This is a genomic window from Arcicella sp. BE140 (assembly GCF_031456255.1).
GTDB classification, from domain to species: Bacteria; Bacteroidota; Bacteroidia; order Cytophagales; family Spirosomataceae; genus Arcicella; species Arcicella aquatica.
On the sequence record NZ_JAVDUE010000010.1, the window covers coordinates 78,473 to 97,079 of the forward strand.

General features: G+C 39.9%; 12 protein-coding genes. 3 read left to right on the top strand and 9 right to left on the bottom strand.

Features of this window, described 5'->3' with window-relative positions; genetic code table 11:
• Positions 1 to 49: 49 nt before the first annotated feature.
• From J2Y60_RS14920 to J2Y60_RS14955, 8 genes are all read right to left on the bottom strand, one after another.
• Entirely contained in the window at positions 50 to 937 is an 888-nt protein-coding gene (locus tag J2Y60_RS14920; protein ID WP_309919487.1) for a DUF2236 domain-containing protein, read from the bottom strand.
• Positions 938 to 1,051: 114 nt separating this feature from the next.
• The gene (locus J2Y60_RS14925; protein WP_309919484.1) at positions 1,052 to 2,686 is read right to left on the bottom strand and encodes a DUF5597 domain-containing protein; all 1,635 of its coding nucleotides are present in this window, start codon (positions 2,684 to 2,686) and stop codon (positions 1,052 to 1,054) included.
• 325 nt (positions 2,687 to 3,011) lie between these two features.
• On the bottom strand, positions 3,012 to 4,628 hold the full coding sequence (locus J2Y60_RS14930; protein WP_309919481.1) for an endo-1,4-beta-xylanase: 1,617 nt from the start codon (positions 4,626 to 4,628) through the stop codon (positions 3,012 to 3,014).
• Positions 4,629 to 4,755: 127 nt separating this feature from the next.
• On the bottom strand, positions 4,756 to 6,552 hold the full coding sequence (locus J2Y60_RS14935; protein ID WP_309919478.1) for a RagB/SusD family nutrient uptake outer membrane protein: 1,797 nt from the start codon (positions 6,550 to 6,552) through the stop codon (positions 4,756 to 4,758).
• A gap of 56 nt (positions 6,553 to 6,608) precedes the next feature.
• Positions 6,609 to 10,037, bottom strand: a complete 3,429-nt coding sequence (locus tag J2Y60_RS14940) for a TonB-dependent receptor (protein WP_309919474.1) — start codon at positions 10,035 to 10,037, stop codon at positions 6,609 to 6,611.
• A gap of 188 nt (positions 10,038 to 10,225) precedes the next feature.
• The gene (locus tag J2Y60_RS14945; protein ID WP_309919471.1) at positions 10,226 to 11,287 is read right to left on the bottom strand and encodes a FecR family protein; all 1,062 of its coding nucleotides are present in this window, start codon (positions 11,285 to 11,287) and stop codon (positions 10,226 to 10,228) included.
• Between the two features lie 125 nt (positions 11,288 to 11,412).
• A complete protein-coding gene (locus tag J2Y60_RS14950; protein ID WP_309919469.1) occupies positions 11,413 to 12,006 on the bottom strand; it encodes a sigma-70 family RNA polymerase sigma factor in 594 nt (197 codons plus the stop codon).
• Positions 12,007 to 12,446: 440 nt separating this feature from the next.
• Positions 12,447 to 12,581, bottom strand: a complete 135-nt coding sequence (locus J2Y60_RS14955; protein ID WP_309994675.1) for a hypothetical protein — start codon at positions 12,579 to 12,581, stop codon at positions 12,447 to 12,449.
• Between the two features lie 105 nt (positions 12,582 to 12,686).
• On the opposite strand from J2Y60_RS14955, the gene J2Y60_RS14960 reads away from it, so the two are divergent.
• Both J2Y60_RS14960 and J2Y60_RS14965 read left to right on the top strand, forming a co-directional pair.
• Positions 12,687 to 13,700 (top strand): SDR family NAD(P)-dependent oxidoreductase, encoded by a 1,014-nt coding sequence (locus J2Y60_RS14960; RefSeq protein ID WP_309919467.1) that lies wholly within the window; start codon positions 12,687 to 12,689, stop codon positions 13,698 to 13,700.
• 85 nt (positions 13,701 to 13,785) lie between these two features.
• Entirely contained in the window at positions 13,786 to 14,607 is an 822-nt protein-coding gene (locus tag J2Y60_RS14965; protein WP_309919464.1) for an AraC family transcriptional regulator, read from the top strand.
• Here the strand turns inward: J2Y60_RS14965 and J2Y60_RS14970 are convergent.
• Complete coding sequence (locus J2Y60_RS14970; protein WP_309919462.1) at positions 14,576 to 14,854, bottom strand: hypothetical protein; 279 nt, start codon at positions 14,852 to 14,854, stop codon at positions 14,576 to 14,578. The two genes, J2Y60_RS14965 and J2Y60_RS14970, sit on opposite strands and share 32 nt — an antisense overlap.
• A gap of 1,010 nt (positions 14,855 to 15,864) precedes the next feature.
• Here J2Y60_RS14970 and alaS point away from each other — a divergent pair.
• Positions 15,865 to 18,504, top strand: a complete 2,640-nt coding sequence (alaS, locus tag J2Y60_RS14975) for an alanine--tRNA ligase (RefSeq protein ID WP_309919459.1) — start codon at positions 15,865 to 15,867, stop codon at positions 18,502 to 18,504.
• Positions 18,505 to 18,607 lie beyond the last annotated feature (103 nt).

The window sequence follows — 18,607 nt, forward strand, 5'->3', positions numbered from 1 at the left end:
TAAATAAACGAACAAGATAAATTTACCGAACAAAAAAGACTTTTGCAAATTATTTCTTCCGCGTTAAATATTCAGGGCCAAGGGTTTCTATCGTAAACTCGTGGTTTGGGTAGGTTCGATAATAAGTATTGGATATTTCTGTAGGGTATTTTTTAAACGTAATATATTTTAAAAATTGTTTCCTTAGCTGAAAGCTGACATGGAGCAATCCACAGAATAGCTTAGAGGGTTTATTGTAACCAAAGGCTTCTCGTAGTTTGTCATTAATCAAGGCCGCGAAAACAGGTTTTACCGCAAACCTCAAAAAGCTTGGAAACCAATTGGCAACAATCTGTATAGTAGCATCTGCAATTACTTCATTACTTTTAGCATAACAAAAATGTTGTTCTTCATATTGTGCAGCAAACAATTTTAAAGCAGCTAAATCTTCGGGAATATTTACTAAGTTCATGCGTTTGGCTACTTCTTTAAAAAAGAGGAATAATGCCAACTGCTCGTTTTTAGTCATCTTTCGCCAACCATTTGTTTCCATCCAATTGATGGGGTAAAACACGAAGGTGGATAATACCAATAGATAATCGTCGTTGGCAATACGATAATGACCGTGAATTTTATTCATCTGTGCTATTGCCCTCTTGCCTAATTCGCTATCATACCCTGCTTGCATAAATTGGGCAATCAGAATGCCCGTATCGTCATATCTTTTTTGTCCTCTTCGCTCAAACTCTCCTGTCTTTTGCAACAATCCCGAAATACTCGGACTAGCATACGTATGAAACAAGGCTAATTCCAAGGCACGTACCATGTCAAAAGTAAATTCATAAGCCGTCAATAAATACACTATTCGCTGATGATCTTTCACAGCATCAAGTGCATTGATTTCTGCTTGAATAGCGGAATCTCGAAAGATAAAGGCTTTTTTAGCATAGCTTTTCATGATGATAGCGTGGGGACTCTTTATGTGATAAAAGTTAAAAACAGAAAACCTCAAGGTCTAGCAAATTTAGCTATTCTTAAGGTTCTCTAAATGTTTATACTCTTTTATTCACCCTTATTTATACAGATAAAGCTGAAGCTGTTGGATTTCATAATCTCCAACTGCTATTCTCAAGTGCCTACCTTGGTGTGTTTGGTCGCCATTTAAGTGGCGTAACGTTTTCCATGTGTTGTTTTCAAAAGTTCCTTCATCTATCTTCAAGATGCCCACATGACCTGCTTCTTTCTCTACGGGCTTAAAAGTAACCACAACGCCCGACCCTGTTACATAAAAGGTATTTTCACCTGTCTGGATAATCATGGCGCTCGTCGTAGGCCATTCTGCTGATTTTGCCTCTGGAGACCATCCTAATGTATAATCATGTCGGAAAGTAAACTCATATTTTCCCATCGTTATAATCGTCTCACTGTTTTCCTTATCCAACAATACAGCATCTATTTTCTCTTGTCCGTGATAACGGCTAATTGTTGGCATTAACTTATTCATCATCTCATAGCCTTTACCAAGCGGTTCTTCTTTGGGTTTAGCGGTTGACTCAATCGAAAAAGGGGAAAACCCCAAGGCTTCATAATGCCCTATAGCATACAATGATTTTGCCATTACGGTAGCATCAAAGCGATGTTCGGGGATAAATAAAGCTTCGCCTTTTCTGGTGTACAAATCGTTCCAATGCTTGAAATCAGGATTGTAAAAATCGGGAGATAATAAATCAATCGCTGGGGCGGCGGCTTTCCACACATCAATGATATGAGGAAGTGGTCCTGCACTTGGATAACCACTCCCCGGTTCTTTTCCGGGTCTGTTTAGGGCGGCATTTACAAACATTGGCAAAGGATATATTTTCTTTCCTGCCTCTGTAATGGTATTGGTAAATTTGGCAAAATACCAAGCCATAAAAATTTCATCCGTTTGTAGACTTTTCCCGAAAATATCTTCCCAATTGCCCGTAGTTTTAAATCCATTCTTTTTCCATCTTTCCAACAATTCAGGGGCTAGATTTTCACGATTTTGCGATAGATAATTCAACAATGTAGCAGGTACTTCTTGCTTGAAAGCTTCGTTTGCCAAAGGGTGATAGTCGCGAGCGGAGGGCAACATCCCTATTTCGTTTTCTACCTGAATCATAATGACTGTTTGCTCATTCCTGTCAAATTCCTTGATAAAAGTCATCAGCTTTTCAAAGGCCTTCAAGTCTGCTTGCAGGTTGTTATCACTAAAAGGCGTTAAGATTTCCTGACTCTGGTTTTTATCGTCTTTGGCTCTTGGATAGGTCTCTTGATTCAGTTTGACCCATGCTGGCGCATGGCTCGACATACTATTTTTCCATGAGCCAAACCATAGAAAAACAATTTTAGTTTGGTGTTTACGAGCTTCGGTAATGAGTTGTTTTAACAGGTTATAATCAAAATGACCTTTCTCTTTTTCCAGTAATTCCCAATACACGGGTACCAAAACGGTATTCAGGTGCATTGCATTCAGTTTTGACCAAATAGGCTTCATATTTTCGATGGTCGAAGCAGACGAATTGCCTAATTCTCCTCCAAGCATGATAAAAGGCTTTCCATTGACGATTAATTCAGTGGTTTTACCTTTTTTCTGGAGGTGTGGAAGCGTGGCTTGTCCCCTACTCACTTGCTGAATAGTAGCCGTAAGGATAAACAATAGGAAGGATTTTGTTAATTTATTCATGAGGTAAGGCGATAATGTTGGAATGTGGGATGAATGATTTAAAATCTAAAACTGTGGTTTTAGAGCGAGTTTCAATCCATATTCCTAGCGAGGGACTTAAGTCCCTCGCTAGGAATAAATGCTCTTATTAATTATTTTTTTCTTTCTTTAACCGCAGTCTATGGCTCACAGAACGTAACAGTCCGCATATTGTATTCTGTGAGCCACAAAACACGGTTTTAGTTTCTATGATAACTTTCAATAAAACGTAGGGGCGTATGGCATACGCCCACAACATATAAAAATAGGACGGAATAAGGACGAATGCAATTCGTCCCTACTTGTTTTATTTTTCCTTCAAAGTCTTCAACACAGCATAATACGCCGCTTTTTTAGAATAATCTTTATTATACAATAAAGGAAAATCTAAGCCATTTTCATACAACCAACTGGTATTATCTGAGATACCCCAAACCGTAATCCCTGATTGTTGTGCTACAGGAACGTTTGTCAAATAAGAACGAACAATATAGGCATACATATCTGCCTGATATGATTCAAATTGCTTGTTTAAGACAAACTGAGTTTTTTTGTTAGGATTCACCCGAACGTCTAGTTCTGAAATACGAACTTTTAAGCCTGTCGCAGCCAATTTTTTAAACATATTATCAATGCCACTATAAGGTGTATTCCAAAGCACGTGCATTTGTGTACCAATACCCGTTATCTTCGCTCCTTTGCCTTTCAATTCTGCTACATAGCCAATCAAAGAATCAAGCTTTACACTATTCGACTCTAAGTTATAATCATTGATGTACAATTCAGCACTTGGGTCGGCAGCGGCTGCATATTGAAAAGCCTTCAATGCCCAGTTGCGACCTAAGTATTTCGACCAAAAGAAATAGTCGGTCGCTGTGGCAGATACCGTGGTGTTGGCATCCGTACGCAATGTACCACTTTCAGATACAGGTTCGTTCACTACGTCCCAAGCTTTTACTTTTCCTTTGTAATGCGTTACCGTTTGCGTGATAAAATCTTTCAAGGCATTATCAACAGCCGTTACCAAAGCTCCGCCCGTTGGCGGTACAGATGCAGAGGCATCTACTACCACGACGTTATCCATAAAATATGTATTGGCTTTGCTACCGATGTCAATCAACACACGTGTCATGGGGCCATTAGCGGTAAAGGAATACGTTTTTTGTACCCAGTCTGTCGAGGTTGAGTAGTTCCCCGAATACTGAGCCGTAGAACCCGTACCACCTGTAGATATGCGCATTTGCCCCCCCGCAACCGCCGATTTGATAAAAAATGTCATGTTATACGTTTTGCCTACTGTGGTCGCAAACTCGTCACTGGCCATTTGTACATTCCAAGGGTTACCGTCAGCAGTTACTATTACTTTCAATGCCTTTGTGCCAGCTTGAACTTCTGAGGTGACGGTTGTAGCCACTAACGACGTCCCTCCGTTGTATTTACCCCAGTTATTAAAATTATCACCCGAGCCACTTTCAAAACTTCCATTAGCTACCAAGTTTACCGCCGCAGGACCAGAGCCTCCGCCTGTTATCGTTTTCAAGTAAGTAGCATTCTGATTTTGGTGCCAGCCCAACGTATGCCCGAACACTTCGATACCAGCAGTTTTACAGGCATCATACAAAGCATCCGCTTTGGTGAAGTCAATCGTTCCGTCGTTTCTTACTAAAGCTCCGTGCTTCATGTGATAGCCGAAAGTGGTGCTTTGCGCATCCGCCGCTACTACAGAACGGTATTGAGCATTGTTGAGAAACAAATCGTAATCAATACTCAACCCTACTGGAAAAGCCGTTGTAGCTGTTTTCAACGAACCATCCGCCGTGTAAGTATTGGCATTAAGAATATTGATAGGGTCTTTTTCGCAAGCACTCAGTAAGCCCATCGAGGCTACTAGTGCAAGCTTATATAATAATGTATGTCTTTTCATGTTTTGTCTGTTCATCAATCGTGGAAAGAAGGAAAAAAGCACTTGTCTCTCTTCCTATTCAAGGTTGTTCAATGATTTACCTTTAAATATCGTGTAGCAAGGATTCATCCTATTACACACTCTTCTCTTAATTATACCCCGGATTTTGATATTGAGATTTAACTGTTTCGCACGTTGCATCTAATTGCGACTGTGGAATTGGGCGTAACAAATGGAAACTTTGCAGGTTAGTAACATCTGGATTGTATTTCTTAGCCCTGTCCACCAACTTACCACGCATCGCTAAATCTGGCCAACGGATACTCTCACCACATAATTCACGTGTACGTTCATCCAAGATAAAATCAAGGGTAATATCACTTGCTGAAACCTGTATTTTAGCTCTGCGATTAGCTAATTCTGTTGCCGAAAGTCCTGAGCGATACGCTGCTCTGTCACGCAATACGTTGATGTATTGTGCCGCCTCTGCATTTTTCCCTAACGCCATTGCCGCCTCTGCGGCTAATAAATACACTTCTGAAAACTTACTTGCCACAAACGGACGACCTGAAATATCTTGGTAAGAATTACGGTTGACAGCCTCATATTTTCTCAAAGCAGGATAAATGTTATTAGCCCTGTTTTGGTTGCTATATGTTTCCGAAGGTGAATAAATCACATACTTTTTATTAGCGGCTTTCAATGTTTTGGCAATGGCATCGGTTGGAGCGATATAAAAGGCGGTATCGCCCAAGGCAAAACCTATCGCTGCCATATCAGCTACATATTTGGTGTAGTCTGATGAACCAGCCGTATAAAAAGTAGCTATTGGATAAGCATCGCGGAATGTATTATTAAAACGGCTATCGTTGAGTTTGTCAGCAAAAGCTACATCCAATGTCCAACGAGTAGGGCAAAACTGACGAAGCGGGCGACCATACTGCAATACACGCACTGGGAAAAGCGTTACGCCATTTTTGGTAACAGAAGTATAGTTCGATACAAACATATTACAAGAAATATTCACCTTTTGGTCAAAGTCCGAACTTGGGTTAACTACTTCGTTGGCTATGTTATTCAATGGCAAACGTTCTACAGCAAAAAGGATTTCTTTATTATAGTCGTTTCCTTCTTTATGAATATCCCCAAAATCTTGCAACAAATCTGTGCCGTATTTGGCTTTACCATCAATCAGCTTTTTAGCGGTGTCGTAGGCACTCTGAAAGTCTGTTGCTTGCTTCACTGCCGAATAGGCACGGTATGTATATACTCTTGCTAATAAATGTAACGCTGCCCCTTTAGCCAAACGATATTCCCCCGCAGGACGTTGGTCTGGAAGATTTTCAGTCGCAAACAATAAATCATCTATCATCGACTGGAAGTTTTTCTTCAACAAATCTGGGTCGTTTCTTCTAAAAGTACAACTAGGTGTACTATTGAATTTCAAATCACCAGAACCTAAGTCTAACGGAACGGCTCCAAAGTTTTCTACCAACAATAGGTAGTACATCGCTCTTAGGTAACGGGCTTCGCCTAACAATTTGCTTTTGTTAGTAGCATCCATCGTCACATTTGGTGCAAATTCCACCACGGCATTACAAAGGTTGATGTTGGAATAATTCCTGTTCCAAGGTGTACCAATAGCGCCGTTGGTTGGGCTGATGCTATAGATACCACATTCTAATGTTTGTCCAGAAGCTCCTTGGTCGCCATAGGTAAATTCATCTGTCCCAACATTCCCCAAGACCATCGCCCCGATGGGTCCGAAGTCATATCTTAACCCTGCATAAGCGGTATAGATAGCAGATTGCAGACCGTCCTGCGTTTTGAAATAATCTATCGTAAAGGCAGTTCTTGGCGTTTCATCCAAGACCGATTGACACCCAGAAAAAGCAAATGCCGTTATGCCCAATAGAAAAGCTGAAAATGTATGTTTTAATTTCATTATGTATCGAATAAAAAATGTTAAATCATTTGTTGAGCAATCAATCCTTCCAACGTTTAGAACGTCACATTCATGCCAAAAATGAAGCTTTTCGTAGAGGGTGTCGTAAGGCGAATATTCAAGTTTCTACCTGAAATATTACCCGGACCACCGCCCACTAAACCATTAGAACCTTGTCCGCTTGGCTCTGGGTCTATCCCTCCTGCCTGAATATAAGGCGAGAATAAAATAAACGGATTACTAGCAGTAAAGTACAGTTTTACTGATGACGCTTTGATTACTTTCAACAAAGATGCTGGCAAATTATACCCAAGATTAATGCTTCTTACTTTCAAGAAAGTAGCGTCAAAATAACCCAATGTCGACCATGCCGCACCTACGGGACTAGGGTTAGCCACTGCTGGTGTAGGGAATGAATTAGTCGGGTTGTCGGGTGTCCAATAATCTACTGCTAATTGATTTCTACGCCCATCCAAGTTGGTTAAATAATTCGATAATGGCTGGTGAATAGTACTCACTAACGTTCCGCCTACACGTGTAAATAAAACGATGGACAAATCGACACCCTTATAAGAAAAACGGTTGGTCAAACCTCCTTGAAAATCCGCCTGTCCGCTACCGATTACGCTTCTATCTACATCCGTAATTTTTCCGTCATTGTTCAAATCAGCTAATTTCAATTGCCCCGGTACTGAGCCATATTTAGCGGCTTGCTCGGCTTCGTTCAATTGCCAGATACCCAATTTAGTATAATCATAAATGGCAGTCAAAGGATGCCCAACATACAAACCATTGGCAATATTTTGAGTCACCGAACCATCTAGTTTTTCTAATTTATTGCGGTTGAACGAAAGGTTAAAGTCTGTATTCCAAGTAAATCCTTGTGCCGTTTTTACATTCACTGACGATACAGAGAATTCCATCCCGTGGTTGCTCATTTCTCCTACGTTGGTCAAATACTGTCCTGTTACCCCAGTAGTAGCTGGTAGTGTCACTCCGTATAAAATACCTTTGGTATATTGATGATACCATTCTACGCTACCCGTGATGCGGTTGCCTAAAATCCCAAAATCAACCCCTACGTTTTTACCTTCTGTGCTTTCCCAAGTAAGGTTTTGGTCAGGCAATGTATTGATGTTATAGCCAGATACGACTGTCGAACCGAAGTTGTATTTAATCGGTACTGTTTGCGAGCCTTGGTATAAATATGGCACTACGCCTCCTAAAGTAGAGTATGGTCCGATAGACTGGTTGGCAGTAGTTCCCCAACCTGCACGCAATTTCAGACTTGCGATGACAGGAATCTCTTTCATAAACGCCTCGTTAGCAATGTTCCATCCTACAGATACCGCAGGGTAAAACAACGTTTTGTGTCCATCTGCCAACACTGAAGAGGCATCTCTCCTACCCGTAAGGGTTAGTAAATATTTGTCATCATAAGCATAGTTGATACGCGCCATCATTGAAATCATCCCTCTTGACGACTCGCTACCGCTGATAACAGTGTTGGCTTTGGCTTCGTCTGTTACTTGCGATAGGTCATAGAACTGGATAAAATCAGCAGCGATACCTTCTCTTTTAATATAAGTATTGTATGATTGAGACTTTTGAACACTCCACAAACCTGTGAAATTCAATTTGTGTTTTTTAGCGATTGTTTTATCGTAGTACAGTAAATGTTCCATCAATAATGACGAAGCCTTTGCATTGTTCATGCTTCCCAAACTATTGGCATTGGGTCTGAAATAGCTATCTCCTTTTTGGAATTGAGCATTCTCTTGAAAGCTTAAGTCAACCCCAATATTTACACGATACTTTAATCCTTCCGCCAATTGAGCTTCGGCATACAAACTATTGAAGGTACGCAAGCGACGCACTCTATCTACCCAAGAATTGGTGTCTCTGTACAACAACAAAGGATTGTACTGGTTTACGTCGTCATTATTACCCGCTGGCGAAATCACGATATTACCGTTGGCATCATAAGGTTGCATCAAAGGACTTAATGTAAGAATCGGATACATTGGGTTTACAAACTGCGAGCCATTGGTAGTAGTCAGCGTGGTAAGCGAGCTAATCCCAAATTTCAAAATGCGTCCTATTTTAGTATCTGTTGAACCTTTCACGGTAAAACGTTCAAAATCCTGACCCGGTAATACAGTACTTTCTTTGAAGTATCCTCCGCCAATGGTGAATAGATTTTCATCTTTTCCGCCTGATACACTGATGTTTTGGTCGGTGATATAGCCGTTTTTATACATCAAATCTTGCCAGTCGGTTGTTTTGCCACTGGCGATTGATGCTATCTCACCCGGCATATAGCCCGAAGAATATACCGAGATATTACGGGTAGCTTGATACTGTTCGGCATTGTAAACAGGGTACTTATTGATAATACTACTTATCCCATAATAGCCATTATAAGTAATTTTTGTTTCACCAGATTTCCCTCTTTTAGTCGTAATCAAAATAACTCCATTCGCACCCCTAGAACCATAGATAGCCGTTGCAGAGGCATCTTTTAAGACATCGATTGAGGCAATGTCGTTGTTATTAATATCATTCAAACCACCATCAAACGGGATACCGTCTAATACAATCAGCGGGTCGTTGCTACCGTTGATAGAACGCTCACCACGGATACGAATCTGATTGCCCGACCCTGGGGTTGAGCCTGCTCGCTGAATTTCCAAACCTGCTACTCGTCCTTGCAAGGCCGAACCAATGTTTGAGGTCGGTACTTCTTTGATGGCTTTTTCATTGATAGATGAAATCGCCCCTGTTACGTCGCTTTTCTTTTGCGTTCCATATCCTACTACTACCACTTCCGCCAAAGATTTGTTGTCGGGTACTAATGAGATATTGATAGATGTACGGCTACCTACTGCAGTTTCCTGAGTAATATACCCAACAGAACTAAACACCAAAACAACATCGCTACCATCGGGAAAGCTAATCGAGAACTCTCCATTTCCGTTGGTGCTTACACCTTTTTTAGTTCCTTTAATTAACACATTAGCACCCGGTAATCCTGCACCTGTTTCGTCTGTTACTTTTCCTTTTACAGTCTGGTCTTTGATGGGTTGTACTACCACATTTGCTTCCGACAAAGCCTTGTCTTCTTCATCTATCGTATTGATAATTATCTGTCCTCCAACCACTTGGTAGTTCAACATCAACGGACGCAACACCATATCTAATACTTCAGAAAGCCTTTTGTCGGTAACGTGTACACTCATTTTTCGGTCAAGCTGAACCGAGCGAGAACTATAAACAAACTTTACATCTGCTTCTTTTTCAAGGTTGAGCAATACATTTTTGAAAGCTGCATTGTCAACTTTTAGGCTCACTGTACGGTTGAGAAGCTCCTGTGTATAGACATTCGCTACGGATAGCGAAGAGAAAACACATGCCAGAAACAACTGTAGCAAAGAATATTTCATAATCCTTAGCAAGGGAGGTTTAATTTTTTGAATTTTTTGCATACTTTTACTTTGGTTTTGTTAAATTTTGAACGGTTTGACATAACACTTTTTGGCTATCAGTGTTGGCGCACGGGTAGCCTTTTTTTGTCCAAAGTCTTTACTACTTCAGACGCTTGTAATCAATTTGGCATCTACTTTATGAAAGGTGCTATTTACTATTTGTATATTTAATGGTTAAGTTTTCTGTTTTAACATCCTTTCCCACTAATCAGAATCTTCGTTCCACGTATCTCATAACTCGCTTTGAGGGTGGCACAGATAATATCTAATTTGGTATAAAGGCTACTCTGCGAAAGGTCGGCAGTAATAGGGCAATTATTAATTTGTTCGTTTTCTAGGATAATCTCAATACCGTATGCTTTGCCGATTTCATCCAACACTGTTGCTACCGACTGCTCGTCATACACAAAAGTGGGTAGGTTAAAAGTCACCTGCTTATGGTGTATATCTGGCAATATCAATACTGGCTCTTTTACAATTCTGGTAACAAACACCTGATTTTCAGGGAAATAATCTACTTGTTGATTAGGCGTCAGAATTACACCACTCTTGGTATTCGCTGAAATATAATCGGCCTTGGAGTCACGTTTAAATACTGATACCTTGCCCGTTACCACTGCAATTTCTACCTTTTTGTCGGGCGACTGTGCATTTATCCAAAAGCTAGTTCCCAATACCTTCGTGACGATGTCATTGGCATATACCAAAAACGGCTGTTCTGGATTTCGCACTACTTCAAAAAATGCAGTCCCTGTCAGGAATAGCTCTCTTTTATCGCTTGCCCATTGTTTAGGATACTCAATAGATGCCCCTGCGTTCAGTTTCACTATCGTGCCGTCTGGTAACTTCACTAATTTTTGGGTTTGCCCTTTGTTATCAACGTGTACTAAGCCCGCCTTTGGCAAAGTTGCTGAGGACGTCAGTGCATCTTTAGGCGAAATGATAGGCGACTGTAACAACACCCAAGCACCGATGCCCACGAGCAAAACCAACGAAGCAGCCCAAGCCCATTTCACGGGTGACTGATACCACACTTTGCGTACTACCACCACAGGAACTGGTTCAGCCATTTGTGGTTTTATTTTCTCCCAAATTACCTCTTCCAACGAAGCCATATCCATGTTTGGGAAAAGGACTCTATAATCCTCATCCAGCAGTTCATACCACTGCTCAACAATCTTTTTCTCTTGAGCACTACAAGTACCGCTGAGGTATCTTTCTAAGATTTCTTTAAATTGGATTTTGCTCATCTGTTTGTAAGGAATATTTCCTCGCTTCACCAAGCTGAAGGAGGCTTCTATATATAAGTCTGAAAAATGGTACTTAACCGCAATTAAATATTCATTTTCTATTAATATTTATATAAAAAGGCACATTAATTAAAAAAGTTCTTTTTATAATACAATAAAAATTGAAGAATACAAATACCCTGAGAAAGGAAAAAGTCTTGTAGATGCAAGCGTAAAAAGCGTAGCGACTGGGTAATATGGTATTCAATAGTACGCTCAGGGATTTGGAGCGTAGCAGCAATTTCTTTCACCGTTCTGTTTTCCAAACGGTTCAATACGAAGATGTCTCTGGTTTTTTCGGGCAGTAATTGCACCGCAGCAGACAAGGCTCTTTCAAAATCTTCAAGGTCGAGCTGGTCGCTAGTGTTTTGGTTGGTGGGTATTTCTAAAAACTCAATTTGCGTTTGCAGTTCCGCTTTATAGGCCGATATTACTTTAAATCTAGTAGCGGTTTGTAGATAGGCAGGCACATTCGTAATCTGAAGACTAGCCCTTCGTTCCCATAAGTCTACAAAAATTTCCTGTACAATTTCTTTAGACAAATCCTCATCTTGCGTTTTGTTGAGGGCGGTAACAAATAGCTTTTGCCAATATCTACGATACAATACCTCGAATGCGGAGGAATCTTCATTTCTAATTAAATCAATGAGCTCGTTATCTGTTAATACGCTATTTTCCAAAGATAAAATAAGGTTTTGTGGTTACGCTAAAGCAAGCGTTAGTTAGGCTATTTTCCAAGGAATCGACTGTCAATATCCTCTCGACAATCGACATTAGGCGTAAAAGTACAGTTACAAACTTATATAAAACAAGATTTTATTGATTTATTTATATTTGAAAGGTGTGGGTTTGGTTACTCAGATTACTGATGGCATGACTTGAAGTCATGCCATCAGTTGGGGTTTTACACCATGTTCTGTATGCCACAAACCACGATTTGAAAACGTAGTAGGCTGTCCAAAAAGAAAACCATTGCCAAATATTCTTTGGTTTGAAACCTCACCCGCAGCGGCGGCCGCCCCAACCCCTCTCCTTCAGAGAGGGGAGCTTTTTTGACTGCCTTTGTTGGTGTTTTCACCAACAAATCAAGCGTCAGCAACATTCCAAAAAAATAATAAAATCAAACTATTAAGTTGACAAGTTGCTGACGCTTATGTTGTTGGTGAAAAACACCAACAACGGCGAAAAGTTGGGGTTTTACACCATGTTCTGCAACACACAAACCACGGTTTGAAAACGTAGGGGCGTATTGCATACGCCCACAAACAAATGGCCCTTAAAACAAAGCAAATACGGTCTTTAAAACAAAGTTGTCTGGTTCAGCAATGGCTAATTTTGTATCAATCAAACAACAAAAAAAATGATACTAGACAATCAGACAACATTACAAAAACCAATAGGTTCGGGCTTTAATGCAACATCTACCACACACGACGTTATCAAGGGAATAGACCTTACAGGAAAAATTGCCATCGTTACGGGTGGCTACGCTGGCATTGGTCTGGAAACAACCAAAACCTTGGTATCCGCAGGAGCAACCGTAATTGTGCCTGCTCGTGATAAGGCAAAAGCCCTCAAAAATCTGGAAAATATCCCCCATGTTGAAGTAGCGACAATGGATTTGATGAACCCCGATTCGATTGATTTATTTGCTAAGGAATTCATTGCTTCGGACAGACCGCTTCATCTACTTATCAATAATGCAGGCATCATGTGGGTTCCTTTACAACGCGATAGTCGCGGGTATGAATCTCAGCTAGCAACCAATCATTTAGGACATTTTCAGTTGACGGCAAGGCTTTGGTCTGCCTTAAAAAAAGCCGAGGGCGCTAGGGTGATTAATGTGTCATCTTACGGACATCAAATTGCCCCTTTTAATTTTGACGACCCTAATTTCCAACACCGTGAATACGAAACATTACAAGGCTACGGACAATCTAAAACGGCCAACAACCTGTTTACGGTGGCACTTGACCAACTGGGCGAGCAATTCAATATTCGTTCATTTGCTGTGCATCCTGGGTCTGTCATTGGTACAGATTTAGGGCGGGTGGCTCCGATGGAATTATTTCAGCAAATGGGCACACACGATGCCGACGGAAACATTTTTGAAGCTGTTGCAGCAAAACTAAAAAATACTGAGCAAGGCGCAGCCACCACGGTATGGTGTGCTACAAGTGCTTTTTTAAACAATATAGGCGGATTATATTGTGAAAATTGCGACATTGCAGTCATTGATGAGGGTCAAATTGAACACAACTTTGGTGACCCTCTTACCCTTCATGGCGTAAAGCCCTATTCAATCGACACCGCTGATGCACAAAGGTTGTGGGCTTTAAGTGAGACAATGACAGGGGTATTTTTTGAGGATTAATGAACATTTCATTTCAGTGATACTAAATATCAGTCAAAGATTCTTTTTTTTGGCTGATATTGTATTTTATAAAATTGCAACAAACATGGCGTTTCAAACACATTATCTGACCCCAGACATCAAACTTTCGTTATTCGGTGAAGGTACTTTTAAAACCGAAACTGTTTTTGAACACCACATGCTGATATGGTTTATTTCTGGCGAAACCAAGATTATACAGGCCGATAGTACACATTACTTTGGTGCTGGTGACATCTTTTTAATCCCACGTAATCAGCCCACAACGATTATCAATTATCCCTTAAACGGACAACCACACAAAGCCGTTGCCATGCACTTGACCAAAGAAAGGCTCAAGGACTTTTATCATAGAAACAAGCCTTTTATTAACCATCTGCCAAGACCACAAAACGTTCGGAGTTTCAATAAACATCCTTTGTTAGAAAGTTGCCTTGCTTCATTAATTCCTTATTTTGATTTGAAAGATGCCCTACCTCACAATATTGCCAACATCAAAATTGAGGAGGCCATCACCATTCTGCGGACTATCGACATCAGCATAGATACTTTGCTAGCCAATTTTGAAGAACCGGGCAAAATCAACTTATCGGATTACATGGAGAAAAACTTCATGTTTAACATGACAATGGAAAAATTCGGCTACCTGACAGGACGAAGCCTTACGACTTTCAAGCGTGATTTTAAGAAGGTTTATAATACCACCCCTCAAAAATGGCTTACCCAAAAACGATTAGCACTAGCCCATTATCTGCTGAGTGAAAAGAAGAAAAACCCTGTTGACTTATACCTTGAGGTAGGATTTGAAAACTTGTCGCATTTTTCCTTTGCCTTCAAAAAACATTTTGGATATGCGCCTACGGCGGTAACACGTCTTGGTCATGCGTGAATTGAAGGCAATGAGTAGGCGGCCATTTATTTTCAATAAAGCTTGGGCTAACATATAGCACAAACTGAGATTTCACCGAAAGAATCAGGCGTTGATAAACAGCCAATTGTCCTTCAACGACTTCAGCACATAAAGAAAAAACACCATGCAACGACTTGACGTTCAAGTATTTTCTAATAAAAACAAGATAAGATGGGAGAATCAGGCAGGCAAATATCAAAATAATATTGGCAATATATTTTTTCATTTTTGTAGGGTGTAGTTAATTTGTTCAGCTTAAAAAACAATGTAAATGCTAATAAAAACTCTTGGGGACACTAATTTGTAAAACTTACATAAATATAGCAATTTTTCTTTAAAAAACAAAGTACTGTTGCCTTATTTTTTTAGGAGATTTTACAGTAAAAGAATCATTATCATCAATCAATAAAAAAATCAACAACATCCATTTTCTTTATTATTGTTGTTGTTATTGTTTTTAAGTTTTAATAGTTTTCTATTGTTTTATTATACTAGCATTGCTCCTGCAGTGCTTTGGTATTTGCTTCTGCAGTGCTGTAGCATTTTTTACCACAGCACGACAGGAGCAAATACCAAAGCAAAAAAAATAGGTTAGCAAGGTGTTTTCTTATAAAAAAGTCTCTTTATTGAAAAAGTCATTGCGTGAGTAATTGTAATAAAATTTTCTATTAGGGGTTGACTTAAGTCCTACTGATTACCCATTAAGTATATAAATGATTGATAATCAATGTGTTTATTCCTAGCGAGGGACTTAAGTCCCTCGCTAGGAATAAAAAATGGCTATGACATGAGGCGATCAAAGCTCGGTTTGAAAAGCGATTTAAGCCTAAAGGTTCTTTTATTAAAAATTAGCCCAAAAATCCCTAACGCTTATATTATACGAAAACAAATTCGTGATAAAAACTTAACAAAAAAGCCTTGTACATCTCCCGAAAAAATGGGGAACTTGATGATAAGTTCAGACACCATCACATCATCTTTTGTCATGCTTTTATTCATCCAATGCCTCCTGCTATTAGCAACATCCAGCTATTTTACCTTCTATTAGATTATCCAGTGAAAAGTAAAATCAAAGCATTTAAGGAATTCAAGCTCCGAAAAAACCATCATTTTTTCCATATCATTTCATTTTCTCTTGAATTACTAACATTCTCCAAGACTATTCACTAATTTTGCGGTTAATTTAAAGAGACTGTCTGAAGCATTACTTCGGACAAACCAAATTCCGATTTTATAATGACTTCCAAAGAAATACGCAAACAGTTTTTAGACTTCTTTCAATCTAAAGGGCACTTAATTGTTCCTTCAGCTCCTCTTGTTGCCAAAAACGACCCTACCTTGATGTTTAATAACTCGGGGATGGCTCAGTTCAAAGACTTTTTCTTAGGTAATGGTACACCTCCGTCAAAGCGTATTGCCGATACACAAAAATGTTTACGTGTGTCTGGTAAACACAATGATTTAGAAGACGTTGGGTTTGATACCTATCACCACACCATGTTTGAAATGTTGGGAAACTGGTCGTTTGGTGATTACTTCAAGAAAGAAGCCTTGGCGTGGTCTTGGGAATTATTGACGGAAGTATTCAAATTGCCAAAAGATAGAATTTATGTTTCTGTGTTTCAAGGTGATGAAAAAGACGGAGTACCTTTCGACCAAGAAGCGTGGGACATTTGGGCATCAATGGTAGGCGAAGACCGTATTATCTTAGGAAACAAAAAAGATAACTTCTGGGAAATGGGCGATACTGGTCCATGTGGACCATGTTCTGAAATCCACATCGACTTACGTGATGCGGACGAAGTAGCCAAAAAATCTGGAAAAGAATTAGTCAATGCCGACCACCCACAAGTGGTAGAAATCTGGAACAACGTATTCATGCAGTTTGAACGCATGGCGGATGGCTCTTTGGTTTCATTGCCAGCCAAACACGTAGATACAGGCATGGGCTTCGAGCGTTTGTGTATGGCGATTCAAGGCAAACAATCGAATTATGATACGGACGTGTTCTCGAATACCATCAATTTTGTAGCGGCAAAAGCAGGTAAAAAATATGGTGATTCAAAGTGGGAAGATATTGCTTTAAGAGTAATTGCTGACCATATCCGTGCAATTGCTTTTGCGATTGCCGACGGACAGTTGCCTTCAAACAACAAAGCGGGTTATGTAATCCGTAGAATCTTGCGTCGTGCAGTGCGTTATGGTTATACCTATTTAGGTTTCCGTGAGCCATTTATGCACAGCATTATTCCATTGTTGGCGGAACAATTTGATGGTGTTTTCCCTGAATTAATTGCTCAACAAGAGTTTGTAGAAAGAGTGATTTTAGAAGAAGAAAATTCTTTCTTGCGTACGTTGGAAACAGGGTTGACGAGATTGGATAAAATCATTGCTGAAACAGAGAAAAACGGAAGAATTGCAGGAGAAATCGTGTTTGAATTGAACGATACTTTCGGTTTCCCTTCTGATTTAACCGCCTTGATTGCTCGTGAAAATGGTTTATCAATCGACGAAGAAGGTTATAAAATAGCCCTACAAGCACAAAAAGACCGTTCTCGTAAAGATTCATCGAAAGAGGCTACCGACTGGACAATTGTTTCAGACGAAGATTTTGATTTTGAATTTGTAGGTTATGACGAAACAGAAGCCGAAGCAAACCTTATCAAATACCGTAAAGTAAAAACCAAAGCAGGAAGCGAATACCATATCGTGTTAGACAAAACACCTTTCTACGCAGAAATGGGTGGACAAGTAGGAGATTCTGGCGTGTTGGAGTTAGGAGATTTGTCTATCAAGATTTCGGATACTAAGAAGGAAAACGATTTGTTTATTCATATTTCTACGGACAAAAACTTCGAGAAATTTGTTGAACAATATGCTACTGGTAAAAAATTAGTAGCCAAAATTGATACGGCACGTAGAAGTAAAATTACTTCAAACCATACGGCTACGCACTTAATGCTTTCGGCCATGCGTGAGGTATTAGGTTCGCATATTTCACAAAAAGGATCGTATCAAAACGAAGACCTTACTCGTTTCGACTTCTCGCATTTCTCGAAAGTAACTGACGAAGAATTAGCGAAGATAGAAGACATCGTAAATGCTAAAATCAGAGCGAACATTGCTTTGGATGAAAAACGCAATGTACCTATCAAAGAAGCAGTTGCCGCAGGAGCAACGGCTACATTTGGAGAAAAATATGGTGATTTTGTCCGTGTCATTACGTTTGACCCTAATTTCTCGGTAGAACTTTGTGGGGGTACACACGTGCCAGCAACTGGGCAAATCGGTTTGTTCAAATTCGTGGCAGAGAGTTCTGTTTCGGCAGGTGTTCGTCGTGTAGAAGCTTACACAGGTCAGAATGCTTTGGCAATGTTTGAAGAACAATTAGCCATTGTAAATGAATTGAAAGGTTTATTCAAAGGGCAATCAGATGTTGTGAAAGCTGTAAAAGCTTTGCTAGAAGAGAAAGCTGTTTTAAGTAAAAAAATCGAAGCCTTTGAAGGTGAAAAATTACAAGCCATCAAGGAAAACTTGTTGACGAAAGTACAAGTAGTTGGCGAAGTAAATGTCATTGCTGAGGTGATTTCAGTACCAAGTGCCGATGCCTTGAAGCAATTAGCGTATGAATTAAAAGCGAAGGTTGATAATTTATATTGTGTATTAGGGTCGGAAGTAGCAGGCAAACCACAACTAGCAGTCATGATTGCAGATAATTTAGTAGCTGACAAAGGACTGAATGCTGGGCAAATCATCCGTGATATGGCTAAAGAAGTAAAAGGTGGTGGCGGTGGTCAGCCTTTCTTTGCAACGGCTGGTGGTTCAGATGTATCTGGATTAGCGAAGGCGATTGAGAAAGGTAGAAGTGCTGTTTAGGTATAAGCTTTAAGTATTGAGTTATGAGCTTTCTGCCTTATAGACATAACGTATTATGTTGATTAGTAGTTAATTCTTGAAAAAGTTGAAATTGTTTCTTATT

Bases quoted from the DNA above. Each gene is read 5' to 3' on its own strand.
- J2Y60_RS14920 (WP_309919487.1), bottom strand. From the start codon at position 937: ATGAAAAGCTATGCTAAAAAAGCCTTTATCTTTCGAGATTCCGCTATT.
- J2Y60_RS14925 (WP_309919484.1), bottom strand. From the start codon at position 2,686: ATGAATAAATTAACAAAATCCTTCCTATTGTTTATCCTTACGGCTACT.
- J2Y60_RS14930 (WP_309919481.1), bottom strand. From the start codon at position 4,628: ATGAAAAGACATACATTATTATATAAGCTTGCACTAGTAGCCTCGATG.
- J2Y60_RS14935 (WP_309919478.1), bottom strand. From the start codon at position 6,552: ATGAAATTAAAACATACATTTTCAGCTTTTCTATTGGGCATAACGGCA.
- J2Y60_RS14940 (WP_309919474.1), bottom strand. From the start codon at position 10,037: ATGCAAAAAATTCAAAAAATTAAACCTCCCTTGCTAAGGATTATGAAA.
- J2Y60_RS14945 (WP_309919471.1), bottom strand. From the start codon at position 11,287: ATGAGCAAAATCCAATTTAAAGAAATCTTAGAAAGATACCTCAGCGGT.
- J2Y60_RS14955 (WP_309994675.1), bottom strand. From the start codon at position 12,581: ATGCAATACGCCCCTACGTTTTCAAACCGTGGTTTGTGTGTTGCAGAA.
- J2Y60_RS14960 (WP_309919467.1), top strand. From the start codon at position 12,687: ATGATACTAGACAATCAGACAACATTACAAAAACCAATAGGTTCGGGC.
- J2Y60_RS14965 (WP_309919464.1), top strand. From the start codon at position 13,786: ATGGCGTTTCAAACACATTATCTGACCCCAGACATCAAACTTTCGTTA.
- J2Y60_RS14970 (WP_309919462.1), bottom strand. From the start codon at position 14,854: ATGAAAAAATATATTGCCAATATTATTTTGATATTTGCCTGCCTGATT.
- alaS (WP_309919459.1), top strand. From the start codon at position 15,865: ATGACTTCCAAAGAAATACGCAAACAGTTTTTAGACTTCTTTCAATCT.